Annotated in this window: 21 protein-coding genes; 5 read left to right on the plus strand and 16 right to left on the minus strand. The window is 62.8% G+C overall.

The window, feature by feature from the left end:
* Positions 1-131: 131 nt before the first annotated feature.
* Positions 132-1,346: a threonine ammonia-lyase gene (ilvA, locus tag BJI47_RS05100; protein WP_176224680.1), complete on the minus strand. Its 1,215-nt coding sequence runs from the start codon at positions 1,344-1,346 to the stop codon at positions 132-134.
* Positions 1,339-2,484: an NAD(P)/FAD-dependent oxidoreductase gene (locus BJI47_RS05105; RefSeq protein ID WP_088942723.1), complete on the minus strand. Its 1,146-nt coding sequence runs from the start codon at positions 2,482-2,484 to the stop codon at positions 1,339-1,341. The genes ilvA and BJI47_RS05105 overlap by 8 nt, the downstream gene beginning before the upstream one ends.
* Before the next feature lie 126 nt (positions 2,485-2,610).
* On the opposite strand from BJI47_RS05105, the gene BJI47_RS05110 reads away from it, so the two are divergent.
* From BJI47_RS05110 to BJI47_RS05130, 5 genes are read left to right on the plus strand one after another with little or no spacing between them, the layout of a single operon-like run.
* Entirely contained in the window at positions 2,611-3,054 is a 444-nt protein-coding gene (locus BJI47_RS05110) for an Asp23/Gls24 family envelope stress response protein (RefSeq protein WP_088942724.1), read from the plus strand.
* Complete coding sequence (locus BJI47_RS05115; protein WP_088942725.1) at positions 3,051-3,380, plus strand: hypothetical protein; 330 nt, start codon at positions 3,051-3,053, stop codon at positions 3,378-3,380. Before BJI47_RS05110 ends, BJI47_RS05115 begins: the two co-directional genes overlap by 4 nt.
* Positions 3,377-3,562 (plus strand): DUF2273 domain-containing protein, encoded by a 186-nt coding sequence (locus BJI47_RS05120; RefSeq protein ID WP_088942726.1) that lies wholly within the window; start codon positions 3,377-3,379, stop codon positions 3,560-3,562. Before BJI47_RS05115 ends, BJI47_RS05120 begins: the two co-directional genes overlap by 4 nt.
* Positions 3,555-4,490 (plus strand): DUF6286 domain-containing Asp23/Gls24 family envelope stress response protein, encoded by a 936-nt coding sequence (locus BJI47_RS05125; RefSeq protein WP_254900399.1) that lies wholly within the window; start codon positions 3,555-3,557, stop codon positions 4,488-4,490. Before BJI47_RS05120 ends, BJI47_RS05125 begins: the two co-directional genes overlap by 8 nt.
* The gene (locus tag BJI47_RS05130; protein WP_088942728.1) at positions 4,487-5,047 is read left to right on the plus strand and encodes a hypothetical protein; all 561 of its coding nucleotides are present in this window, start codon (positions 4,487-4,489) and stop codon (positions 5,045-5,047) included. Before BJI47_RS05125 ends, BJI47_RS05130 begins: the two co-directional genes overlap by 4 nt.
* A gap of 145 nt (positions 5,048-5,192) precedes the next feature.
* On the opposite strand, the gene tuf is transcribed toward BJI47_RS05130, so the two are convergent.
* From tuf to BJI47_RS05200, 14 genes are all read right to left on the minus strand, one after another.
* Positions 5,193-6,383, minus strand: a complete 1,191-nt coding sequence (gene tuf / locus BJI47_RS05135; RefSeq protein WP_088942729.1) for an elongation factor Tu — start codon at positions 6,381-6,383, stop codon at positions 5,193-5,195.
* Between the two features lie 121 nt (positions 6,384-6,504).
* On the minus strand, positions 6,505-8,607 hold the full coding sequence (gene fusA, locus BJI47_RS05140) for an elongation factor G (protein WP_088942903.1): 2,103 nt from the start codon (positions 8,605-8,607) through the stop codon (positions 6,505-6,507).
* 132 nt (positions 8,608-8,739) lie between these two features.
* Positions 8,740-9,210: a 30S ribosomal protein S7 gene (rpsG, locus tag BJI47_RS05145; protein WP_072805598.1), complete on the minus strand. Its 471-nt coding sequence runs from the start codon at positions 9,208-9,210 to the stop codon at positions 8,740-8,742.
* Positions 9,210-9,584 (minus strand): 30S ribosomal protein S12, encoded by a 375-nt coding sequence (rpsL, locus tag BJI47_RS05150; RefSeq protein ID WP_088942730.1) that lies wholly within the window; start codon positions 9,582-9,584, stop codon positions 9,210-9,212. Before rpsL ends, rpsG begins: the two co-directional genes overlap by 1 nt.
* 305 nt (positions 9,585-9,889) lie before the next feature.
* A complete protein-coding gene (locus tag BJI47_RS05155; RefSeq protein WP_088942731.1) occupies positions 9,890-10,408 on the minus strand; it encodes a DUF3558 domain-containing protein in 519 nt (172 codons plus the stop codon).
* The gene (locus tag BJI47_RS05160) at positions 10,405-10,923 is read right to left on the minus strand and encodes a DUF3558 domain-containing protein (protein ID WP_088942732.1); all 519 of its coding nucleotides are present in this window, start codon (positions 10,921-10,923) and stop codon (positions 10,405-10,407) included. The genes BJI47_RS05155 and BJI47_RS05160 overlap by 4 nt, the downstream gene beginning before the upstream one ends.
* Before the next feature lie 39 nt (positions 10,924-10,962).
* A complete protein-coding gene (locus BJI47_RS05165) occupies positions 10,963-11,592 on the minus strand; it encodes a TetR/AcrR family transcriptional regulator (RefSeq protein WP_088942733.1) in 630 nt (209 codons plus the stop codon).
* Between the two features lie 5 nt (positions 11,593-11,597).
* On the minus strand, positions 11,598-12,362 hold the full coding sequence (locus tag BJI47_RS05170) for an enoyl-CoA hydratase family protein (protein WP_088942734.1): 765 nt from the start codon (positions 12,360-12,362) through the stop codon (positions 11,598-11,600).
* Positions 12,362-13,522 (minus strand): acyl-CoA dehydrogenase family protein, encoded by a 1,161-nt coding sequence (locus BJI47_RS05175; protein WP_088942735.1) that lies wholly within the window; start codon positions 13,520-13,522, stop codon positions 12,362-12,364. Before BJI47_RS05175 ends, BJI47_RS05170 begins: the two co-directional genes overlap by 1 nt.
* The gene (locus BJI47_RS05180; RefSeq protein ID WP_088942904.1) at positions 13,519-15,519 is read right to left on the minus strand and encodes a biotin carboxylase N-terminal domain-containing protein; all 2,001 of its coding nucleotides are present in this window, start codon (positions 15,517-15,519) and stop codon (positions 13,519-13,521) included. The genes BJI47_RS05175 and BJI47_RS05180 overlap by 4 nt, the downstream gene beginning before the upstream one ends.
* Positions 15,520-15,524: 5 nt before the next feature.
* Complete coding sequence (locus tag BJI47_RS05185; protein WP_088942736.1) at positions 15,525-17,123, minus strand: acyl-CoA carboxylase subunit beta; 1,599 nt, start codon at positions 17,121-17,123, stop codon at positions 15,525-15,527.
* Positions 17,120-18,268, minus strand: a complete 1,149-nt coding sequence (locus BJI47_RS05190) for an acyl-CoA dehydrogenase family protein (RefSeq protein ID WP_088942737.1) — start codon at positions 18,266-18,268, stop codon at positions 17,120-17,122. The genes BJI47_RS05185 and BJI47_RS05190 overlap by 4 nt, the downstream gene beginning before the upstream one ends.
* The gene (locus tag BJI47_RS05195; protein ID WP_088942738.1) at positions 18,265-19,959 is read right to left on the minus strand and encodes an acyclic terpene utilization AtuA family protein; all 1,695 of its coding nucleotides are present in this window, start codon (positions 19,957-19,959) and stop codon (positions 18,265-18,267) included. The genes BJI47_RS05190 and BJI47_RS05195 overlap by 4 nt, the downstream gene beginning before the upstream one ends.
* Positions 19,956-20,753 (minus strand): TIGR03084 family metal-binding protein, encoded by a 798-nt coding sequence (locus BJI47_RS05200; protein ID WP_088942739.1) that lies wholly within the window; start codon positions 20,751-20,753, stop codon positions 19,956-19,958. Before BJI47_RS05200 ends, BJI47_RS05195 begins: the two co-directional genes overlap by 4 nt.
* Between the last annotated feature and the right edge of the window lie 102 nt (positions 20,754-20,855).

Raw genomic sequence — 20,855 nt, forward strand, 5'->3', positions numbered from 1 at the left:
TCGAAAACTCATCGGGCGCATTCACACCACCGGTGCGGGCACGCTCGGATCGTACGGGCAGTCACCGACAAGTATCCGGGGAACAGGTTCCGCTCCGCAGATTTGTCCGCGAACTCTTGCGCAGGCCGGTCCTACAGCGTTCCGACCCCGAATGCTGACGCGTCGAGTGCGTCGAGAATCTCCTGACGGTGGATCGGGCCCCGGGTTTCGACGGTGAGCAGGACTTCGACCTCCTCCAGGCCGAGCTGACCACCGGTCCTCGAGTGCACGACGTCGACGACGCTCGCACCAAGATTCTTGACGACCTCGAGCAGCGACAACAGCCCACCCGGTCGATCCGAAATCGTCACTCGGACAGCCAAGTATCGGCCTGCGGCGCGCAGCCCGTGGGTGATGACATGAGTCAGCAGCAGCGGATCGATGTTGCCGCCGGAAAGGATCGCGCAGACCGGCCCCCGGAGCTCGAGGTCGTCGTGGCTCATCAGGGCCGCCACCGCGGCCGCACCGGCAGGCTCGACGATGAGTTTGGCGCGCTCGATGCAGAGCAGCAAGGCACGCGAAAGTGCGCCCTCAGTGACGGTGACGACGTCGTCGACCCAGTCGGTCACGTGGGCGAACGGAACTACCCCCGGTAACCCCACCGCTATGCCGTCGGCCATCGTGGACATCGATGCCGCTGCGATCGGGTGACCCGCACTGAGCGAAGCCGGCCAAGCAGCCGCACCCTCGGCCTGCACCCCGATGATCCGCACACCTGGCTTGTGGAAATGAAAGGCAGCGGCGACGCCGGCGAGCAGACCGCCACCCCCGGTCGGAACGAGGACGGTACCGACCTCGGGCATCTGCCCGAGCACTTCGGTTCCGAGTGTCGCCTGCCCGGCAACGATGTCGGCATGATCGAACGGATGTATCAGGACGGCGCCGGTCCGCTCCGCGAACTCACGAGCATGAATCAGCGCCTCGTCTACGGTATCGCCGACGAGGTTCACCGTGGCACCGTAGGCCCTGGTGGCGACGAGTTTCGGCAGGGAGGCACCCGTCGGCATGAACACCGTCGAGGCGATGTTCGATTCGGTTGCAGCCCAAGCGACTCCCTGTGCATGATTGCCTGCACTCGCAGCGACGACTCCGTTGGCGCGCTCGGATGCGGTGAGCCGGGAGATCCGGTTGTACGCCCCGCGCGGTTTGAAGGAGCCGGTGCGCTGGAGGTTCTCGCACTTGAGACGCACCTCGTGACCGGTCAGGTCCGAGAGTATCCGCGACGCCACGACAGGCGTCCTCCGCACGACAGGCTCGAGAACGTCCTCCGCGTCGGCGATATCACCGGCCGTGAGAAGTTCACTCAAAAGGCTGTCCGATCTTCGCACGCATCTTCATCACTCCCCCAGCTTTCCCGGCACCGACAACAGCGGTAAGAATTCCGTCACGGAAGTAGTAAGCCAAGAATTTTCTGCCGTCATCATCGATGATCTTGACAGAGTCATCAGCAGAAGGTGTTCCGAGCGCTTGAATCTTCAGATCGTATTGGTCACTCCAGAAGTACGGCACCTGTGGACGCGTCGGTGCTGCATCGTGGCCGAGGATCGCGGGCACCATGACCCGTACCTGATCGCCGACGTTGCTCCAATGCTCGACCCGCTTCCTCGCGTCACCGACGGTCCAGGCAGCGACATCGCCGACAGTCCACACATGTGGATCGCTCGTGCGTCCGACGGCGTCCGCGGAGACACCGTCGGCGATCTCGATGCCCGAGCTCGCAAGGAAGCCTGTGACGGGTGTCGATCCCACACCGATCACTACGGTGTCGACCTCGATTTCGGTGTCATCGGTGAGCACGGCGTGAGTGACTCGATCGGATCCGCGCAGGGTCTCGATGCCGATGCCGGTCCTGAGGTCGACGCCCTCCGCCCGGTGCAATCGAGCGACGAGCTCGCCCACCTCGGCGCCGAGCACCGAACCGAGCGGTGTCTGCTGCGGTTCGACGATCACGACATCGGCACCTGCATGCCGGAATCCTGCCGCGAGTTCACATCCGATGAAACCTGCACCGACGACAAGAGCACGGCTGCTGGATTCGACGTCTTTGCGTAGCGCCGCGGCGTCGTCTCGCGAACGCAGCACGTGCACACCCGCAAGGTCCGGTAGCGAAGCAATCCGTCGCGGGTGCAAGCCAGTCGCAAGCACGAGTTCGTCGTAGGACAGCTTCGATCCGTCGGCAAGTTCCAGAGTCTGTGCCGCGGTGTCGACAGCTACTGCGGCCGAGCCCAGGCGCAGTTCGATGTTGTGCTCGAGGAAGTATTCGGCAGGTTCGAAGGTGGTGTCCTCACGTTCGCCACGGATGACCTCCTTCGACAGTGGAGGCCTGTCGTACGGCAAATGGTTCTCGTCACCGACGAGCACGATCTCGCCGCCGTACTCGAGTTTGCGTAGTTCCTGGGCGGTCCGCAGACCTGCCAACCCTGCTCCAACGATCACAATTGCCATGACTGATCTTTACCAGACGGCGACTGTTTCGGAGCTGGCCGGCCGCTTCGGCGCTCGCAGACAACCCGCGGATGCCATGCGGTCTTCGTGTAGCCGCGCCGGGGCAGCATCACTACCATCAGAGGTATGACCACAGACCCCAGGTTCGCTGCAGCGGGCTCCGCAGCACTGGCCACCACGCAGGGGCGAACGATCATCGCCGATGCCGTCGTCGCAAAGATCGCCGGCATCGCCACCCGCGAGATCGACGGCGTCTACGACGTCGGTGGCGGCACTGCCAGAGCGGTCGGTGCCCTTCGCGATCGGATACCGGGTGCCCGGGTCAACCACAGCCAGGGAGTTGCCGTCGAGGTGGGTGAGAAGCAGGCCGCAATCGATATCGGCATCGTCGCCGAATACGGAGTTGCGCTGCACGAACTGGCCGCAGGTATTCGCCGCAACATCATTGCCGCCGTCGAAAGGATGACAGGCCTCGAAGTCACCGAGGTCAACGTCACCGTCTACGACGTCATGCTTTTCGACGACGCGGAGACCGGACCTGATCCGGACCTCCGACCGCGTGTGCAGTGAGCGCTCCACGCGAGATCGAACTCGCTGACACGGTCGCGTCGATCACGCTGAGTATTGCGGGTGTCAGCGCACTGCATCCGGGCGAGTTCGGTGAGATCGCGACGTACCTCCCCGGTCGCAGGGTCGTCGGAATCCGCATCGACGCCGAGGTCTGCGAGATCCACATCAGCGTCGAGTACCCCAGCGACGTACGCGCGGTCGCACGCGGAGTGCGCGATGCCGTCGGGCCACACGTGTCGGTACCGATCGTGGTCACCGTCGAAGACATCACCACAGAATCGATCGTCGAAGATGTCGCAACACAACCGGTAGGAAGTCATCGATGACATACACACTCGCAGGACTACTCACAGGCTTGCTGTTGGCGCTTGCTGGAATCATCGGTGGATTCAGCGGATTCGTACTCGCACTGTTCCTTGGGGCGGTTGGGCTCGCGATCGGTGCTCACTTCGATGGTCGACTCGACCTCACTACGTTGCTGCGAGGCCGCGGTCGCGGCCGTGGTTGATACAGACAGCACCGCAACGGCCGACACTGGCGGGCGAGGAACCCTCGTCATCAAGGAACGTGCCATCGAACGCGTAGCCGTCGCAGCGGCCCTGACAGTGCCTGCCGTCGTCCGTAGCGTCGGTGGAATATCACGCTTGACGGGCCGGGACCTGCCGCGTGCAGATGCATCGGTCGGCGAGTACTCGGTCTCGATCAACCTGTACGTCAGCCTTACGTGGCCGTGCCGAATCGCCGACGTCTCCGAGGCCATCTACACCGAGGTTGCCCGTGCTCTCGACAACATCGTGGGCCTGCCCTTGTATCGGCTCAACGTCATGGTCGCAGCGACATCCGCCGGAGAATCTGTGGAGCAACAGGTCTCGGACGACACGGCTGTTCCGGCGTCGAGACCGCGCCCACCGACGGCAAGTCCGGCCGCACTCCCCGTCGCCGTTGCGCTCGCCTTCGGCCTGCTGGCTCTGGCCTTCGTCGCAGGTCGAGAATTCTTGATCGTGCACGACACGATCGGCGGAGCACCCTGGATTCGTAACACCGTCGACTGGATTTCCGAGTTGCATTGGGCGCCATGGATGATCACCGCGTCGGGAGCAGCGGTGGTTGCCGGACTGATACTTCTCGCCATCGGAGTCAAGCCCCGCACGCAGACACACACCGGGGTCACGTCGTCGACATCGTCCTCACCGATGGTATGGATGCGACCAACCGACGTCGCACGCATGTGCAGCGATCATGCCGGGGAGGTGCCGGGCGTCGAATCTGCTCGCACGACGGTCACGAAGAAGCGCATCACCGTCGAGGTGCATCGAACCGAAGCCGGTGAGGACGAAGCATTGACCGAAGCTGTCCGTGACGCAATAGCGCCGACATTGTCGGTATTGGCCGACAACAGAGAAACCCAAATCCGACTCCACCAGGCACGCGGATGAAGCGCGCGACTTGGGCCGTGGACCGTCTGCTCGTCGTTCTACTCGGCGTCGCGTTGCTCGGGGCCGGCGCATTCGCCCTCGCGTGGTACTTCGACCTGCCGCTTGCGGTCCGCACACTGTCTCGATTCGATCGCGACACGATCGCAGGACTACCTGCGCACGATTGGTGGGAGGCAGCACTCGCTGGGACTGCCATCGCCAGCGCCGTCGCTGCGATTGCACTGATTATCGGTAACCTGTCGCCGCGGCGCACCGGGACTATGCAGATCCACGCCGAGGAATCCCTCGCGGTCCGAGTCGACCTCGGCGCACTGGCACGCGGGATCGCCGCTGACCTGTCGACGTTCCCCGAAGTCGAATCCTCCAGAGGCCGAGCGATCGACGACCGAGGGACCGCGACGCTCGCGGTCACCGTGTCTGCATCCCCAGCCATCGACATCGACGCCTTCACAAGGACCGTCGAAAAGAAGGCGGAGTTCGTTGCCGAATCCGTCGAAGGCGGAGCAGTCGCTCTTCGGATCCAGATGCATCTGAACGCTGCGGTGCCGTCCAAGTAGCTCGATGTGCGTGAGTGATCCCTTGTAGCTATCTGATCGTATGAGTGGACCATTCAAGCGGGATGTGTAGCGGGTACGGGGACGAATACACAAAAAGGCGCCCACCTCCTTGCGGAGATGGGCGCCTTTTTCGAGTGAAGCTAAATCACTTGATGATCTTCGTGACGCGACCGGCGCCGACGGTACGACCGCCCTCGCGGATAGCGAAACGCAGGCCCTCGTCCATGGCGACCGGCTGGATCAGCACGACGGTCATCTCGGTGTTGTCACCAGGCATGACCATCTCGGTGCCCTCGGGGAGGGTCACAACGCCCGTAACGTCCGTGGTACGGAAGTAGAACTGCGGGCGGTAGTTGTTGAAGAACGGCGTGTGACGGCCGCCCTCGTCCTTGGACAGGATGTAAGCGTTGCCCTCGAACTCCGTGTGGGGAGTCGTGGTGCCCGGCTTGATGACAACCTGTCCACGCTCGACATCTTCACGCTTGATGCCACGAACGAGCAGTCCGACGTTGTCGCCGGCCTGGCCCGAGTCGAGCAGCTTACGGAACATCTCGATACCGGTGACCGTGGTCTTGGTCGAGCCGGGGCGGATGCCGACGATCTCGACCTCTTCGTTGACGTTGACCGAGCCGCGCTCGATACGTCCGGTCACAACCGTGCCACGGCCGGTGATGGTGAAAACGTCCTCGACTGGCATGAGGAACGGCTTCTCCGTCTCGCGGACCGGGTCCGGGATGGAATCGTCGACGGCCTGCATGAGCTCGGCAACGCTCTCGGCCCACTTGGGGTCACCCTCGAGTGCCTTGAGTGCGGACACCTTGATGACAGGTGCATCCTCGTCGAAGTCCTGCGCAGCGAGAAGCTCGCGCACCTCCATCTCGACGAGCTCGATGATCTCGTCGTCGTCGACCATGTCGGCCTTGTTCAGGGCGACGAGGATGTACGGAACGCCGACCTGCTTGGCGAGAAGCACATGCTCACGCGTCTGCGGCATCGGGCCGTCGGTAGCCGCTACCACCAGGATTGCGCCGTCCATCTGCGCAGCACCGGTGATCATGTTCTTGATGTAGTCGGCGTGGCCGGGCGCATCTACGTGTGCGTAGTGGCGCTTTTCGGTCTGGTACTCGACGTGGGAGATGTTGATCGTGATACCACGAGCCTTCTCCTCCGGAGCCTTGTCGATCTCATCGAAGGCCGAGGCCTCGTTGAGGTCCGGGTACTTGTCGTGCAGAACCTTGGTGATTGCTGCCGTCAGCGTCGTTTTGCCGTGGTCAACGTGACCGATGGTTCCGATGTTGACGTGCGGCTTCGTCCGCTCGAACTTCGCCTTCGCCACTATGTCCTCCTGGACTGATTGGTGCTTGCGGTTATGCAGCAGTGCGGTTGTCTCGTACAGCTCTTGTGAGCTGCAGGGGTCGTGCGGTGTAACAGATACAGCGTGCCCAGCTAGAGAGAAATTATTCTCCGGTCGCCTTCGCGATGATTTCCTTGGCGACGTTCGCGGGAACCTCTGCGTAGGAATCGAACACCATGGAGTAGTTAGCGCGGCCCTGAGTCTTCGACCGAAGGTCTCCGATGTAGCCGAACATCTCCGACAGCGGAACCAGTGCCTTGACGATACGGGCACCGCTGCGTTCCTCCATGGCCTGAATCTGACCACGGCGGGAGTTCAAGTCGCCGATGACCTCACCCATGTAATCCTCGGGCGTGATGACCTCGACGGCCATGACGGGTTCGAGAATGACGGGGCCGGCCTTACGAGCGGCTTCCTTGAACGCTTGTGAGCCGGCGACCTTGAAGGCCATTTCCGACGAGTCGACGTCGTGGTACGCACCGTCGAGGAGCGTGAGCTTGACGTTGACCAGAGGGTATCCGGCGAGGACGCCGTACTGCATTGCGTCCTGTGCTCCAGCGTCGACCGAAGGGATGTACTCCCTTGGCACACGACCACCACTGACCTTGTTCTCGAATTCGTACGTCGCGCCGTCTTCGCCTTCGAAAGGCTCGAGCTTGATGACGACCTTCGCGAACTGGCCGGAGCCACCGGTCTGCTTCTTGTGGGTGAAGTCGTGCTTTTCGACCGTCTTGCGGATGGTCTCGCGGTAAGCCACCTGGGGCTTGCCGACGTTTGCCTCGACCTTGAACTCGCGACGCATACGGTCGACGAGGATGTCGAGGTGGAGCTCGCCCATACCGCCGATGACGGTCTGGCCGGTGTCTTCGTCCAGCTTCACCGAGAAGGTTGGATCCTCTTCGGCGAGCTTCTGAATAGCTGTTCCCAGCTTCTCCTGGTCGGACTTGGTCTTGGGCTCGATCGAGACCTGGATGACCGGGTCAGGGAAGCTCATCGACTCGAGGATCACCTGGTTCTGCGGATCGCAGAGGGTGTCTCCCGTAGTCGTGTCCTTCAGACCGATCACAGCGTAGATGTGACCGACGGTGGCAGAAGGCACCGGGTTTTCCTTGTTGGAGTGCATCTGGAAAATCTTGCCCAGACGCTCCTTCTTGCCCTTGGTCGAGTTGACGACCTGAGCACCGGCGTCGACGCCACCCGAGTACACGCGGATGTAGGTCAGCTTGCCGAAGAAGGGGTGCGTCGCAATCTTGAATGCGAGAGCCGCGAACGGCTCTTCGATCGAAGGCTTGCGCGTGATCAGCTTCTCTTCGTCGCCGACGGCGTGGCCGGTGACCGACTCGACGTCCAGCGGTGAAGGGAGGTAATCGATGACGGCGTCGAGCATGGGCTGAACGCCCTTGTTCTTGAACGCGGATCCACACAGGATCGGGTACAGCTCGCTGTTGACCGTCATCTTGCGGATGGCGCCCTTGATCTCGGCGACCGTGAGCTCTTCGCCGCCGAAGTGCTTCTCCAGAAGCGCCTCGTCGGACTCGGCCACGGTCTCGAGCAGCAGCGTGCGGTACTCGTCTGCACGCTCTTTGAGGTCCTCGGGGATCTCGATGGTCTCGTAGGTCTCGCCCAGCTTGGTTTCGCCGCGCCAGATCTTCGCAGTCATCTCGACGAGGTCGACGATGCCTTCGAATTCACTCTCGGAACCGATCGGCAGCTGGATGACCAGCGGCTTGGCGCCGAGGCGCTCGACGATGGTTTTGACCGTGTAGTAGAAGTCAGCGCCCAGCTTGTCCATCTTGTTGACGAAGCAGATACGCGGAACGTCGTACTTGTCTGCCTGACGCCACACCTGCTCCGACTGAGGCTCGACGCCCTCTTTGCCGTCGAAAACGGCTACGGCGCCATCCAACACACGGAGTGAACGCTCGACCTCGACCGTGAAGTCGACGTGGCCGGGCGTATCGATGATGTTGATCTGGTTCTTGTTCCAGAAGCACGTGACAGCAGCGGACGTGATCGTGATGCCACGCTCCTGCTCCTGCTCCATCCAGTCTGTCGTCGACGCACCGTCGTGCGTCTCACCGATCTTGTAGTTCACCCCGGTGTAGAACAGGATGCGCTCGGTGGTTGTGGTTTTACCGGCATCGATGTGGGCCATGATGCCGATGTTGCGGACCTTGTTAAGGTCGGTCAGCACTTCCTGTGCCACGGAATTCATCCCGTCTTATAAGTCGAAGAGGTGGGGCTGGTCCAGCGCTGCATTTCTCGCACGGGGCCAGGTACTAGGTAAAGCGCCGGTGAAGTGCGCGGACTACGAAGCTCCGCGCCTTCCCGACAAGCATCACCAGCGGTAATGCGCGAACGCCTTGTTGGCTTCTGCCATCTTGTGCGTGTCCTCGCGACGCTTCACAGCGGCACCGAGGCCGTTGCTGGCGTCGAGCAACTCGTTGGCGAGACGCTCGACCATCGTCTTCTCACGACGAGCACGCGAGAAGGTGACCAGCCAGCGCAATGCCAACGTGGTGGAACGGCCGGGGCGAACCTCGACGGGTACCTGGTAGGTGGCGCCACCGACACGACGGCTGCGAACCTCGAGGGCCGGCTTGACGTTGTCGAGTGCACGCTTGAGCGTGACGACGGGGTCGGTGCCGGTCTTCTCGCGTGCCTGCTCGAGTGCCTGGTAGACGATACGCTCAGCGGTCGACTTCTTGCCGTCGATGAGGATCTTGTTGACGAGCTGCGTGACCAACGGGGAACCGTAAACCGGGTCGTTGATCAGCGGCCGCTTGGGTGCTGGGCCCTTGCGTGGCATTAGCTCTTCTCCTTCTTGGCGCCGTAGCGGCTGCGAGCCTGCTTGCGGTTCTTGACGCCCTGGGTATCGAGCGAGCCGCGGATGATCTTGTAGCGCACACCCGGGAGGTCCTTCACACGACCACCGCGAACGAGCACCATGGAGTGCTCCTGCAGGTTGTGGCCTTCACCGGGGATGTAGGCAGTGACCTCCACCGCGGTGGTCAAGCGCACGCGCGCGACCTTACGGAGAGCGGAGTTCGGCTTCTTCGGTGTGGTTGTGTACACGCGAGTGCACACGCCACGACGCTGTGGGCTTCCCTTGAGGGCAGCGGTCTTGAGCTTCCGCACCTTATCGGTGCGACCCTTGCGGACCAGCTGGTTGATAGTTGGCATGAACCGGCTTTCTTCGTGTTACGAGTCTCATCTTGAACGAGACTCAGGGATCTAGCAGTTGGAGCAAGAGAACACTGCTCCTCACCCTTACTACCTCCGCGGGTCTCTTGCACCCCGCGGTCGGGTGTGTCGCATACCCCCACACGGCAGCCGTATCGCTTGCTCGAATCCGAACATGAGCACGGCTGTACCTCGCATAGGCACACAGACGGCCCGGGCATGCCGGACACGACGCATTACGATACCCGGCGGCGTTGCCTCGGGTCAAAACGACCCCCGCTGTGCTACCGGCTGGGCCCGGACACCTACTGACTCAGGTCGAGAGTCAATTCCATCAACTCGGTCGCCGCCGTACAAGGGTCCGGATGACCCGACCCCGGTAGGTACTGAACCCACCACCCCACGATGCCTGCGTCGGGCCCGCCTGCCGTGACACCACACGAGTCGGGATCTTTGGGTGGCTGACTGCGAATTGCGTTGCGCCCCTTCACCGAAATGTCGGTGACGCTGTACATCATCTTCTCGTTGGTTTCACGTTCGGTCGCCAAAGATCCGTTCTCGAACCAGTTGGACGTCACCTTCACGATGCCGTTGGGGCCACTGACATCCCACCGGCAGATGGCCCCGAAGAATCCCCGTGCGATGGCGTCGCCGCCGACAGTTGCCGCGATCTGGTCGTCGAGCACCCAATCGCATTCGGTCAGCAGGTTGGGCAGATCCCCACCTCCCGAGCCGTCGAAGCTTGCCGCCCGCGGAGTTCCCTGCACGGTGGTGCTGCAGCCGGCGAGAAGTAGGGCTGCTGCCAGAATCGACGCTCTCTTCACTGGGCCCTCTCCACCGTCAGTGACGCGAGTTGCTCGGCGACACCGCACGGATCGGCCGACGGTCGCATGTCCCCGTACGAGACAGACCAATGCATGAAGTCCTTGCCGAATTGCACGCCGACTTCGCACAGGTAGCCCTCCGTGGCCGCAGAGAATCCAGGATGCCCGTCGATCTCGATGTCCTCGGCCGGCCTGCCGATCAATTCCGAACCGGAGCGCTCACGGTCGATGGGGCTGCCCCGATACCAGGAAAAGCTGACCGACGGCCCGGAGAAACCCGCGACCTCCCATTCGCATCCCACCGAGTTGCGGGTGATCATCGTGAACGCTGTCACCGCGAATGCTCCCCGCACTTCCTCGTCTGCGACCGAACCGCACTGGCCGAAGAACGGTCCAGGCTCGCCTGCGGAGACCTCGGCCGAATCCTGGCTCGACGGCGCCGCGTCGTCGCCGGTTCCGCAGCCGGCCAGCAGCATGCCGCACACCGCCAGGCCGATGGCCACTCTCCCCCGCATGCCCAGGACTCTACTGAACGTCCATGAGAAGAGCCGCCCCTATGTAGGGGCGGTCACTGTGTCGTCCTTGCGAATCCGAAGGGACGCGTCGAGCACGCCAGACCAGGCCCGAACGATCTCGGCGCGGCGTCGCGAGTCGTCGCTGAGTACATCGGCCAACCCCAAGCCGCGGGCCAAGTCGAGCGTTGCCTGTACCAGCCGATGAGTCTGCGGATCGCTATCATCGGCACCGAGATGTGCGACGGCAGTGCGATGTGCGACGCGTCCGAACTTCTCCTCGAGTGGCAAGACCCTTGCGCGCATCTCTGGATCCGCCGCGGCCGCAGTCCACACCTGCAGGGCTGCCTTGAACAGTGGGCCGGTGTAGTAGTTCACGAGCCGATCCACCACGGCTTCGGTCCTGGCCGGCCCGACGGGCAGGGCAACCGATTCGCGTCCGGCGTGCTCCATTCGGGTATCGAACATGTACTCGAGGGCAGCGGTGATCAGGTCCTCGCGCGTCGGAAAGTGGTGTTGGGTGGCCCCGCGGGACACCCCTGCTCGTTCTGCCACGACAGCCACCGTGGTGGTGCCCCAGCCCTGCTCGGCAAGAGAGTCGATCGTTGCTTCGAGCAGCCGCAGCCGCGTGGCCCTGCTTCGGTCCTGCTTGGGTTCACGCGGCGACGCCATCTTCCCTACTTCTTCTCGGTGTTCGGTATCGCCCAACTCGGTGGACGTTTCTGCAGAAAGGCCATCATCCCTTCTCGCGCCTCCTCCGATGCGAACAGTCTCGCCGAGTGCGCGGCGAGATCCTCCCCATGACGATCGAATTCGGCAAGAATCGAGGCGGCGGTCAACCACTTCGACTCCGCCAGCCCTTGCGGTGAAGCCTGAGAAATCGATGCGACCAGTTCATCGATCATCGACTTCGGATCCGAGGCGGCTGCACTGACCAACCCGATGGCCTCGGCTTCGTGGGCACCGAACTTCTCACCGGTCAGAAAGTATCGGCTCGCCGCCCGCGAACCGAGCCGAGGAAGGACAGTGAGCGAGATGACGGACGGCGCGAGCCCGAGCCGCGCCTCGGTCAGCGCGAACGTACTGCCGGGCCCGGCCACGACGATGTCGCAGGCACCGACGAGTCCCATCCCTCCTGCGCGCACATGGCCGTCGATCTTCCCGATGACCGGCTTGGGTGTCTCGAGGATCAGACGTAGTAAGCCGAGCATCTGGGCGGTTCTGCCCTCTACCGAACCGCCCGCCTCGGACATGTCGGCTCCGGCGCAGAAGGTGTTGCCCGTGTGCGCGAGTACTACCGCACGAATACCGGGGTCCTTGCCTGCATCGACCAGTCCGGCGGTGAGCTCGTCGACCAGGATGGTGGACAACGCGTTTCGATTGTGCGGCGTGTCCAGCGTCAGGGTGGTAACTGCATCCGCGGTATGAACCTGCACTGCCATCAGTACGACCTCGGCAGGCCCAGCGAATGCTGCGACACGAAGTTCAAGATCATCTCCCGGCTGACCGGCGCAACGCGACCGATACGTGCCTGACCGAGCATTGCCGCCAGTCCGTATTCCTCGGTCAGGCCTGCGCCGCCATGGGTCTGAATGGCCTGATCGAGCGCTTTGATGCTCGCCTCTGCGGCAGCGTATTTGGCCATGTTCGCGGCCTCCGCAGCGCCGAAGTCATCGCCACTGTCATACAGAACTGCGGCCTTCTGCATCATCAGCTTGGCCAGTTCGAGCTCTATCTTGACCTGAGCGAGAGGATGCGCAATGCCCTGGTGTGCTCCGATCGGCGTCTTCCATACGGTGCGTTCGTTTGCATATTTGACCGCTTTGTCGATCGCGTAGCGGCCCATGCCGACCGCCATCGCGGCACCGAGGATGCGTTCGGGATTGAGCCCGGCGAACAATTGCATGAGCGCGGCATCGGCTTCACCGACGAGGGCATCGGCCGGCAACCGAACGTCGTCGAGGAACAATGTGAACTGATGATCCGGTTCGATGATGTCCATCTGCATCCGAGTCTTCTGGAATCCCTCGGCGTCCGTCGGCACGACGAACAGCGCCGGCTTCAGCTTCCCGCTCTTGCTGTCTTCCGTCCTCGCGACGATGAGTACGGCATCGGCCTGATCGACCCCGGAGATGTAGATCTTGCTGCCGTTGACGATCCAGTCTTCGCCATCTCTTCTGGCTGTAGTCGTGATCTGATGCGAGTTCGAACCGGCGTCGGGCTCGGTGATCCCGAAGGCCATGATCTTCGACCCGTCGGCAAGCGCGGTCAACCACGTCTGCTTCTGGTCCTCGGTGCCGTACTTACCGATGATGGTGCCGCAAATCGCAGGGCTCACCACCACCAGGAGTAGACCTGCGCCATGGGCAGAGAGCTCCTCCTGCACGAGCGCGAGCTCGTAGATGCCTGCTCCACCGCCGCCATACTCCTCGGGAAGATTGACCCCCAGGAATCCGAGCTTGCCGGCTTCGTTCCATAATTCGGTCAGTGGTTCACCACGCCGCGCTTTGGGAAGCACGTAATCGATGTAGTTGAAGCGCTTGCCGAGAGAAGAGACCGCCGTACGCAGCGCCTTCTGCTCCTCGGTTTCGGTGAAGCTCATGTGTTCTCCTCTTCGGTGACTGCTGCTTCGGTTACCACGGCGAGTAAGGTGCCGACTTCTACCTGCTGTCCCACTACTACATTCAGCTCGGTGAGAACGCCCGCCGCTGGAGCGGTGACCGTGTGTTCCATCTTCATCGCTTCGAGCCACAGAATCGGCTGACCAGCCGTGACCGTGTCACCTGCTGCCGCGCCGACGCGAACGACGTTGCCCGGCATAGGAGCAAGCAGTGATCCCGCCGCCACCTCCTCGCTCGGGTCGGTGAAGCGAGGTGTCCTGACCAACCGCACCGGTCCGAGAGAGGAGTCGACGAAGATATCCTCGCCGTATTGCGCGACCTCGAAGAAGCGACAAATACCGTTCTCGTCGAGCACTACTCGCGTAGGTGAACTAGACACCAACGCGACGCCGTCCAGACTTGTCTCGAGCCCGTACCGACCGAGCGTGTATTCGACGGTGATGTCGCCGTACTCGACCTCACGCAACGACGCGTCGGTTCGATACGACTTACGCTGCGGCTGCGATGGCAGGTTGCGCCACCCGCTCGGCAGCCCCTTGTCCACCCGTGCCGTACTGCGATTGACGGCGGCATCGGCAAGCGCAGCAGCGAGCGCCGACAGCTGCGCTGCGTGGGTGCCTCCTACCGGACGAGAGAGAGCATCGAGCCCATGAGTGTCGAAGAACGCCGTGTCGGTGTCCCCTGCCACGAAAGCCGGATGGCGTAGGACATTGACCAGAAGGTCACGGTTGGTCTTCAGACCATGAATCTGCGCATTCTGCAACGCTTTCGCCAGCAGCTTCGAAGCCTGCTCACGGGTTGGTGCATAGGAGATGACCTTGGCCAGCATCGGATCGTAATGAACGCCGACGATATTGCCACTCTCGATGCCCGAATCGACCCTGATACCTGCCTTCTCGAGGACCGCGAAATGTACTCCCGGAATGTCGAAACGATGAACCGGGCCACTCTGTGGTTGCCAATCCTGCGACGGGTCCTCCGCATAGAGCCGAACTTCGATCGAATGGCCTGCAGCAACAGGCTGGTCTACCGGCAACGAACCGCCTCCCGCAACATGGATCTGCAACGCAACCAGATCCAATCCCGTCGTACATTCGGTGACGGGATGCTCCACCTGGAGGCGGGTGTTCATCTCGAGGAAGAAGAAGTTCCCACTTTCGTCCGCCAGGAATTCGACGGTTCCGGCTCCCTCGTACCGGATTGCCTCGGTGGCCAACCGGGCCGCGTCGAAAAGCCGCTCGCGCATACCCGGAACCCGCTCGACGAGTGGCGACGGCGCCTCCTCTACGACCTTCTGGTGCCGACGCTGCAGCGAGCACTCACGTTCGCCGACCGTCCACACGTTGCCCTGCCGGTCGGCCATGACCTGCACCTCGATATGGCGGCCGGTTTCGATGTAGCGCTCGCAGAACACCGTCGAGTCACCGAATGCCGACAGTGCTTCCCGCTGTGCCGCTTCGATTTCCGAATGCAGCGCGGCGAGATCACGCACGATCCGCATGCCTCGCCCGCCACCACCGGCAGATGCCTTGACGAGAACCGGGAGCTCGTCCTCGCCGATCGCCGCCGGATCGAGCTGCGTCAAGACCGGTACCCCGGCGTCGGCCATCATCTTCTTGGACTCGACCTTGCTGCCCATGAGTTCGATGGCCTCGGCCGGCGGTCCTATCCAGATCAAACCCGCGCCCTGCACCTGCTGCGCGAATTCTGCGTTTTCGGAAAGGAATCCGTAACCGGGGTGGATAGCGTCGGCGCCGGCCCGAAGTGCTGCTGCGATGACGAGTTCGCCGCGCAGGTACGTCTCGGCCGAGGAATTTCCCGGCAGACGAACCGCGGCGTCGGCTTCCCGCACGTGCGGAGAATCGGCATCGGCGTCGGAGAAGACGGCGACCGTGTCGATGCCCTCGCGACGGCAGGTGGCAAAAACTCTTCGGGCGATTTCGCCGCGGTTGGCGACCAGTATCGAGTTGACAGTCATGTGCGTCACATCCGGAAGACACCGAAGTTCGCGGTGCCTTCGATCGGGGCAGAGGCAATGGCCGAGAGGCACATTCCCACTACCGTACGAGTGTCACGGGGGTCGATCACTCCGTCGTCGTACAGGCGTCCGGAGAGGAACAGCGGCAGCGACTCCGCGTCGATCTGCTTCTCGATCATCGCGCGCATGCCCGCGTCTGCTGCCTCGTCGAACACCTGCCCGCGCCCTTCCGCAGCAGCACGTCCGACGATGGAGATGACCCCCGCGAGTTGGGCACCACCCATCACCGCGGACTTGCTCGACGGCCAGGCGAACAGAAAGCGTGGGTCGAAGGCTCGCCCACACATGCCGTAGTGGCCCGCGCCGTACGACGCGCCCAGCAGGATGGAGATGTGCGGGACGGTGGAGTTGGAGACGGCGTTGATCATCATCGAACCGTGCTTGATCATGCCGCCTTCCTCGTACTCCTTGCCGACCATATAGCCGGTGGTGTTGTGCAGGAAGAGAAGTGGCGTGTTCGAGCGGTTCGCAAGCTGGATGAACTGCGTCGCCTTCTGTGATTCCTCGCTGAACAGGACGCCTCGTGCGTTGGCAAGAATACCGATCGGATAGCCGTGTAGTTCGGCCCAACCGGTGACGAGCGAAGATCCGTACATCGGCTTGAACTCGTCGAAGTCGGAGCCGTCGACGATGCGGGCGATGACCTCGCGCGGGTCGAACGGAATCTTCAGGTCGGTAGGAACTATGCCGAGGAGTTCTTCGGGATCCACCAGGGGCTCGATGACGTCGGCGCGCGGCTCCGGGCCCTGTTTCTTCCAGTTCAAACGTTCGACGATACTGCGACCGATGCGAATGGCGTCCTGCTCATCGACGGCAAAGTAGTCTGCGAGACCGGACTTTCGGGCATGCATCTCGGCACCTCCGAGTGACTCGTCGTCGGAGTCCTCACCGGTGGCCATCTTGACCAGCGGTGGTCCGGCCAGGAAGACCTTGGATTGTTCCTTGATCATGACGACATGGTCCGAGAGACCGGGAATGTACGCCCCACCGGCGGTGGAGTTACCGAAGACGAGGGCGATGGTGGGGATGCCCGCAGCGGACAGTTGCGTGAGGTCACGGAACATGCGGCCGCCGGGAATGAAGACTTCCTTCTGCGTCGGCAGATCGGCGCCACCGGACTCGACGAGCGAGATGACCGGCAAACGGTTCTGCATCGCGATGTCGTTGGCGCGAAATCCCTTCTTCAACGTCCACGGGTTGCTGGCGCCGCCGCGGACCGTCGGATCGTTGGCCACGATCAGGCATTCGACGCCGCAGACGACGCCGATCCCCACCACTGTGCTGGCACCGACCGGAAAGTCGCTGCCCCAGGCAGCAAGTGGGCACAGTTCGAGGAAAGCCGAATCCTCGTCGACGAGCAACTCGATGCGTTCGCGGGCGAGGAGTTTACCGCGCCCCCGATGACGCTCGATGTACTTCTCGCCTCCGCCGAGCAGTGCCTTGTTGTGCTCGACATCGATCTCGGCGAGTTTGGTGTTCATCGCCTCGGTTGCCTCGACATACTGCGCGGAGGCAGTGTCGAGAGTGGACTTCAGCACGCTCATGCCTGATACCCCAATCGTTTTGCTGCAAGTCCGGTCAGAATTTCGGTCGTGCCGCCGCCGATGCCGAGGATGCGCATGTCGCGGTATTGCCGCTCGACTTCGCTTTCGCACATGTAACCCAGGCCGCCGAAGAGCTGAACTGCCTGATTGGCCACCCATTCACCGGCCTCGACGGCAGTGTTCTTCGCGAAACACACCTCGGCGATGAAGTCGTTGTTCGATTCGAGCGACTGCTCCACTAGATAGTGGGTGTACACCCGGGCAACGTCGATCTTGCGAGCCATCTCGGTGACCGTGTTCTGCACGGACTGCCTCGCGATGAGCGGCTTCCCGAAAGTTTCACGATCGCGGACCCACTGCAGAGTCAGATCCAAGCAGCGTTGGGCACTGGAGTACGCCTGCGCGGCGAGAGCGATGCGTTCGGTGAGGAAGGCCTGCGCAATCTGCGCAAAACCGGAGTTCTCGGCCCCGACGAGATTGCCTACCGGGACTCGGGCGTCGGTGAAGGACAGCTCCGCGGTATCGGAGGCACGCCAGCCCATCTTCTCGAGTTTGCCTGTCACCTCGAAACCTGGTGTGTCCTTCTCGATCACGAGCAGCGACACCCCCGCTGCCCCGTCGCCACCGGTACGTACCGCCGTGACGACGAAGTCCGCGCGGCAGCCCGAGGTGATGTACGTTTTCGCGCCGTTCACGACATAGTGGTCACCGTCTTTCACTGCTTTGGTCCGCAGATGCCCGACGTCGGAGCCGCCGCCGGGTTCGGTGATGGCCAGCGAACCGATCTTCTCGCCGGCGAGAGTCGGTCGAACCCACTTGTCGATCTGCTCGGTGTCGCCTGCGGCCACCAGATGCGGCAGCGCGATTCCACCGGTGAACAACGACGCGAACAACCCACCCGAGGCACCGGCCTGGTGGATTTCCTCGCAGATGACGACGGCGTCGGCGAAATCCCCGCCCTCACCACCGACGCTCTCCGGGAAAGCGGCACCGAGCAAACCGAGCGCAGCAGCCTTCCGATGGAGCTCTCGGGGTAGCTCCCCCGCGGCCTCCCAATCGTTCATGTGCGGCGCAATGTCGTGTTCGACGAAGCTACGCACGGTCTTTCGGAGTTGCTCGCGCTCGGGAGTGTTCCATATCGTCATGAGAGTGTCCCTGTGAAGACGAGAGTTTCGGGAATGTCGATGTGGCGCGAACGCAGCCATTCACCGAGCCCCTTGGCCTGTGGATCGAAACGAGCCTGCGACGCGACGCCTTCTCCGAGGATTCCTTCGATGACGAAGTTGACGGCCCGTAGTTTCGGGAGAACGTGTCTGGTGACGACGAGATCCGCGGTCTCCGGCAGCATGAGCGCGACCTGTTCGACCGTCAGAGCGTGTGCCAGCCAAGCGAATTCGTCGTCCGTGCGAACCCAGACGCCGACGTTCGCATTCCCACCCTTGTCCCCGCTGCGTGCGGCGGCGATGGTGCCGAGCGGAACGCGAATGGTCGGTTCCGTCTCTCGCGCCGGTGGTAGTTCCGGTTCGGTCAGCGGTTCGAGTTCGAGCGTCTCGGTCGCGGGTTCGATCTCCCGTTGCGTCCCGTCCGGCAGTACGACCACGTGTGGCACTTCGCCGATCGGCACATAGCCGGCGGTGAACACCCCGTACGGCGCTCCGTTCCCGGGAGGCGCTGTCACCGAAAGCCCCGGATAGCTGGCCAGTGCCAGCTCGACCGCCACCGAGGAGAATTGCCGCCCGACAACATTCGGATCGCTGTCGCGAACGACGCACCGGAGCAAGGCACTCGCGGTCTCCTCGGTCTCGGCGTCGGGCTTGTCGGTGCGCACGAGCGTCCAGTCGAGTTCGGTCGGCCGCGACGGAAGCCACGACTCGAACTGCTGCTGCGCCAGTGCGGCTTTGGCCTCGATGTCGAGGCCGGTCAGGATCAGGGTGAACTCGTTGCGGAATCCGCCGAGTGCGTTGAGAGAAACCTTGGCAGTGGGCGGGGGCGCTTCACCCTTCACGCCGCTGACCAGCACGCGGTCCGCTCCCGCCTGTGACACCGACGCGGTGTCGATTCGAGCGGTGACATCAGGGTTCGCGTAGCGACCACCGGTGATCTCGTACAGCAGTTGAGCTGTGACGGTACCGACGCTCACCGCACCCGAGGTGCCTTCGTGTTTGGTGATGACGGACGATCCGTCCGCCTCGATCTCGGCAATCGGGAATCCTGGCCGCGACATATCGGCGATCTCGGTGAAGAACGAATAGTTGCCACCGGTGGCCTGCGTACCACATTCGATGATGTGCCCGGCAACCACAGCCCCGGCAAGAGCGTCGTAATCGGTTCTGCTCCAACCGAAATGGGCGGCTGCTGGTCCGACGATAACGGAAGCGTCGGTGACGCGCCCGGTGACGACGACGTCGGCGCCTGCGTTCAGGGCCTCGACGATGCCCCAGGCCCCGAGGTACGCGTTGGCGGTGAGCGGACTACCGAGGCCGAGTTCTTGGGCTCGCGGCAGCAAATCGTCGCCGTGTACATAGGCGATTTCGGCGCCGGTGCCGAGCTTGTCGAGTGCCTCGACCAGGCCGCTCGGGTTGAGGCCACCAGCATTCGAGACGATTTTGACGCCCTTGTCGAGCGCAAGCCCCAGGCAGTCCTCGGCCTGGCGGAGAAAAGTCTTTGCGTAGCCTAGAGACCGATCCTTCGCCCGGTCACGGCCCAGGATGAGCATCGTCAGCTCCGCGAGGTAATCGCCGGTGAGATAGTCGAGTTCGCCGCCCTCGAGCATCTCGCGCATCGCCGAGAGGCGGTCGCCGTAGAAGCCGGAACAGTTACCGATTCTGACTGTCATCTTTTGGGTCGTCCTGGTCCTGGAGGGCCTGCGAAGGCTTGAGCGATGGTAAGCCAGTGCTGAGCGTCCGGTCCGACGGCCTCGATGTCGAGATTTTCCGGGTGCGCCCGCTGAGTCACCAGCAGACAAAAATCCACCGCCGAGCCGGTGACGCGTTGAGCAGCGTCACCGGGGCCCCAGGTCCAAAGCTCACCCAAGGGGGAGGTCAGCTCGACTCGGAACGGCTCGGACGGCGGAGTCTGTTGGTTGATCACATAGGCAAAATCACGGGTACGGACGCCGATATGCGCGACAGCTTCGATGCGCTCGGTCGGCTCGCGGGTGATACCGAGTGCGTCGGCGACATCCTGGCCGTGGGCCCAGGTCTCCATGAGGCGAGCCGTTGCCATCGAAGCAGCGCTCATGGGCGGTCCGAACCACGGAATCTTCACACCGGACGGGACACGTTTCAGTGCGTCGGCCATGGCATGCCTGCGGGTACGCCAGAGCGCGAGGAGATCAGAATTTCTGGCCTCCTCCGCTGCGGCCGAGTCGACGAAACCAGCGGGATCGGACCATGCAGCCTTCATCACGCCGTCGAACTCTGCGGCAGCGGTCGCATCCCCCGATGCCCCCGAGGTGGTCCGTTCGGCAACATTGTCGGTCCAGGACAGATGCGCGATCTGATGCGCGACGGTCCATCCCGGTGCTGGTGTGGGCGTCGCCCACTGGTCTTCGGTCAGTCCAGCTACGAGAGCGTCGAGCGCATCGCCCTCGGCGCGGAGGTCATCGACGATCGAGTCGAGGTCGGCCATGGAGGAAGTTTCACATCTGATCGATAAAAAAGCAAGCACGCTTGCTTGTTAAATGCGCGAACGGCTTGGCAGCGGCAGGGGGCTACCAGTCGGCGGGCGAGC

Source organism: Rhodococcus sp. 1168 (assembly GCF_002091955.1).
In the GTDB taxonomy this organism is placed as follows: Bacteria; Actinomycetota; Actinomycetes; order Mycobacteriales; family Mycobacteriaceae; genus Rhodococcoides.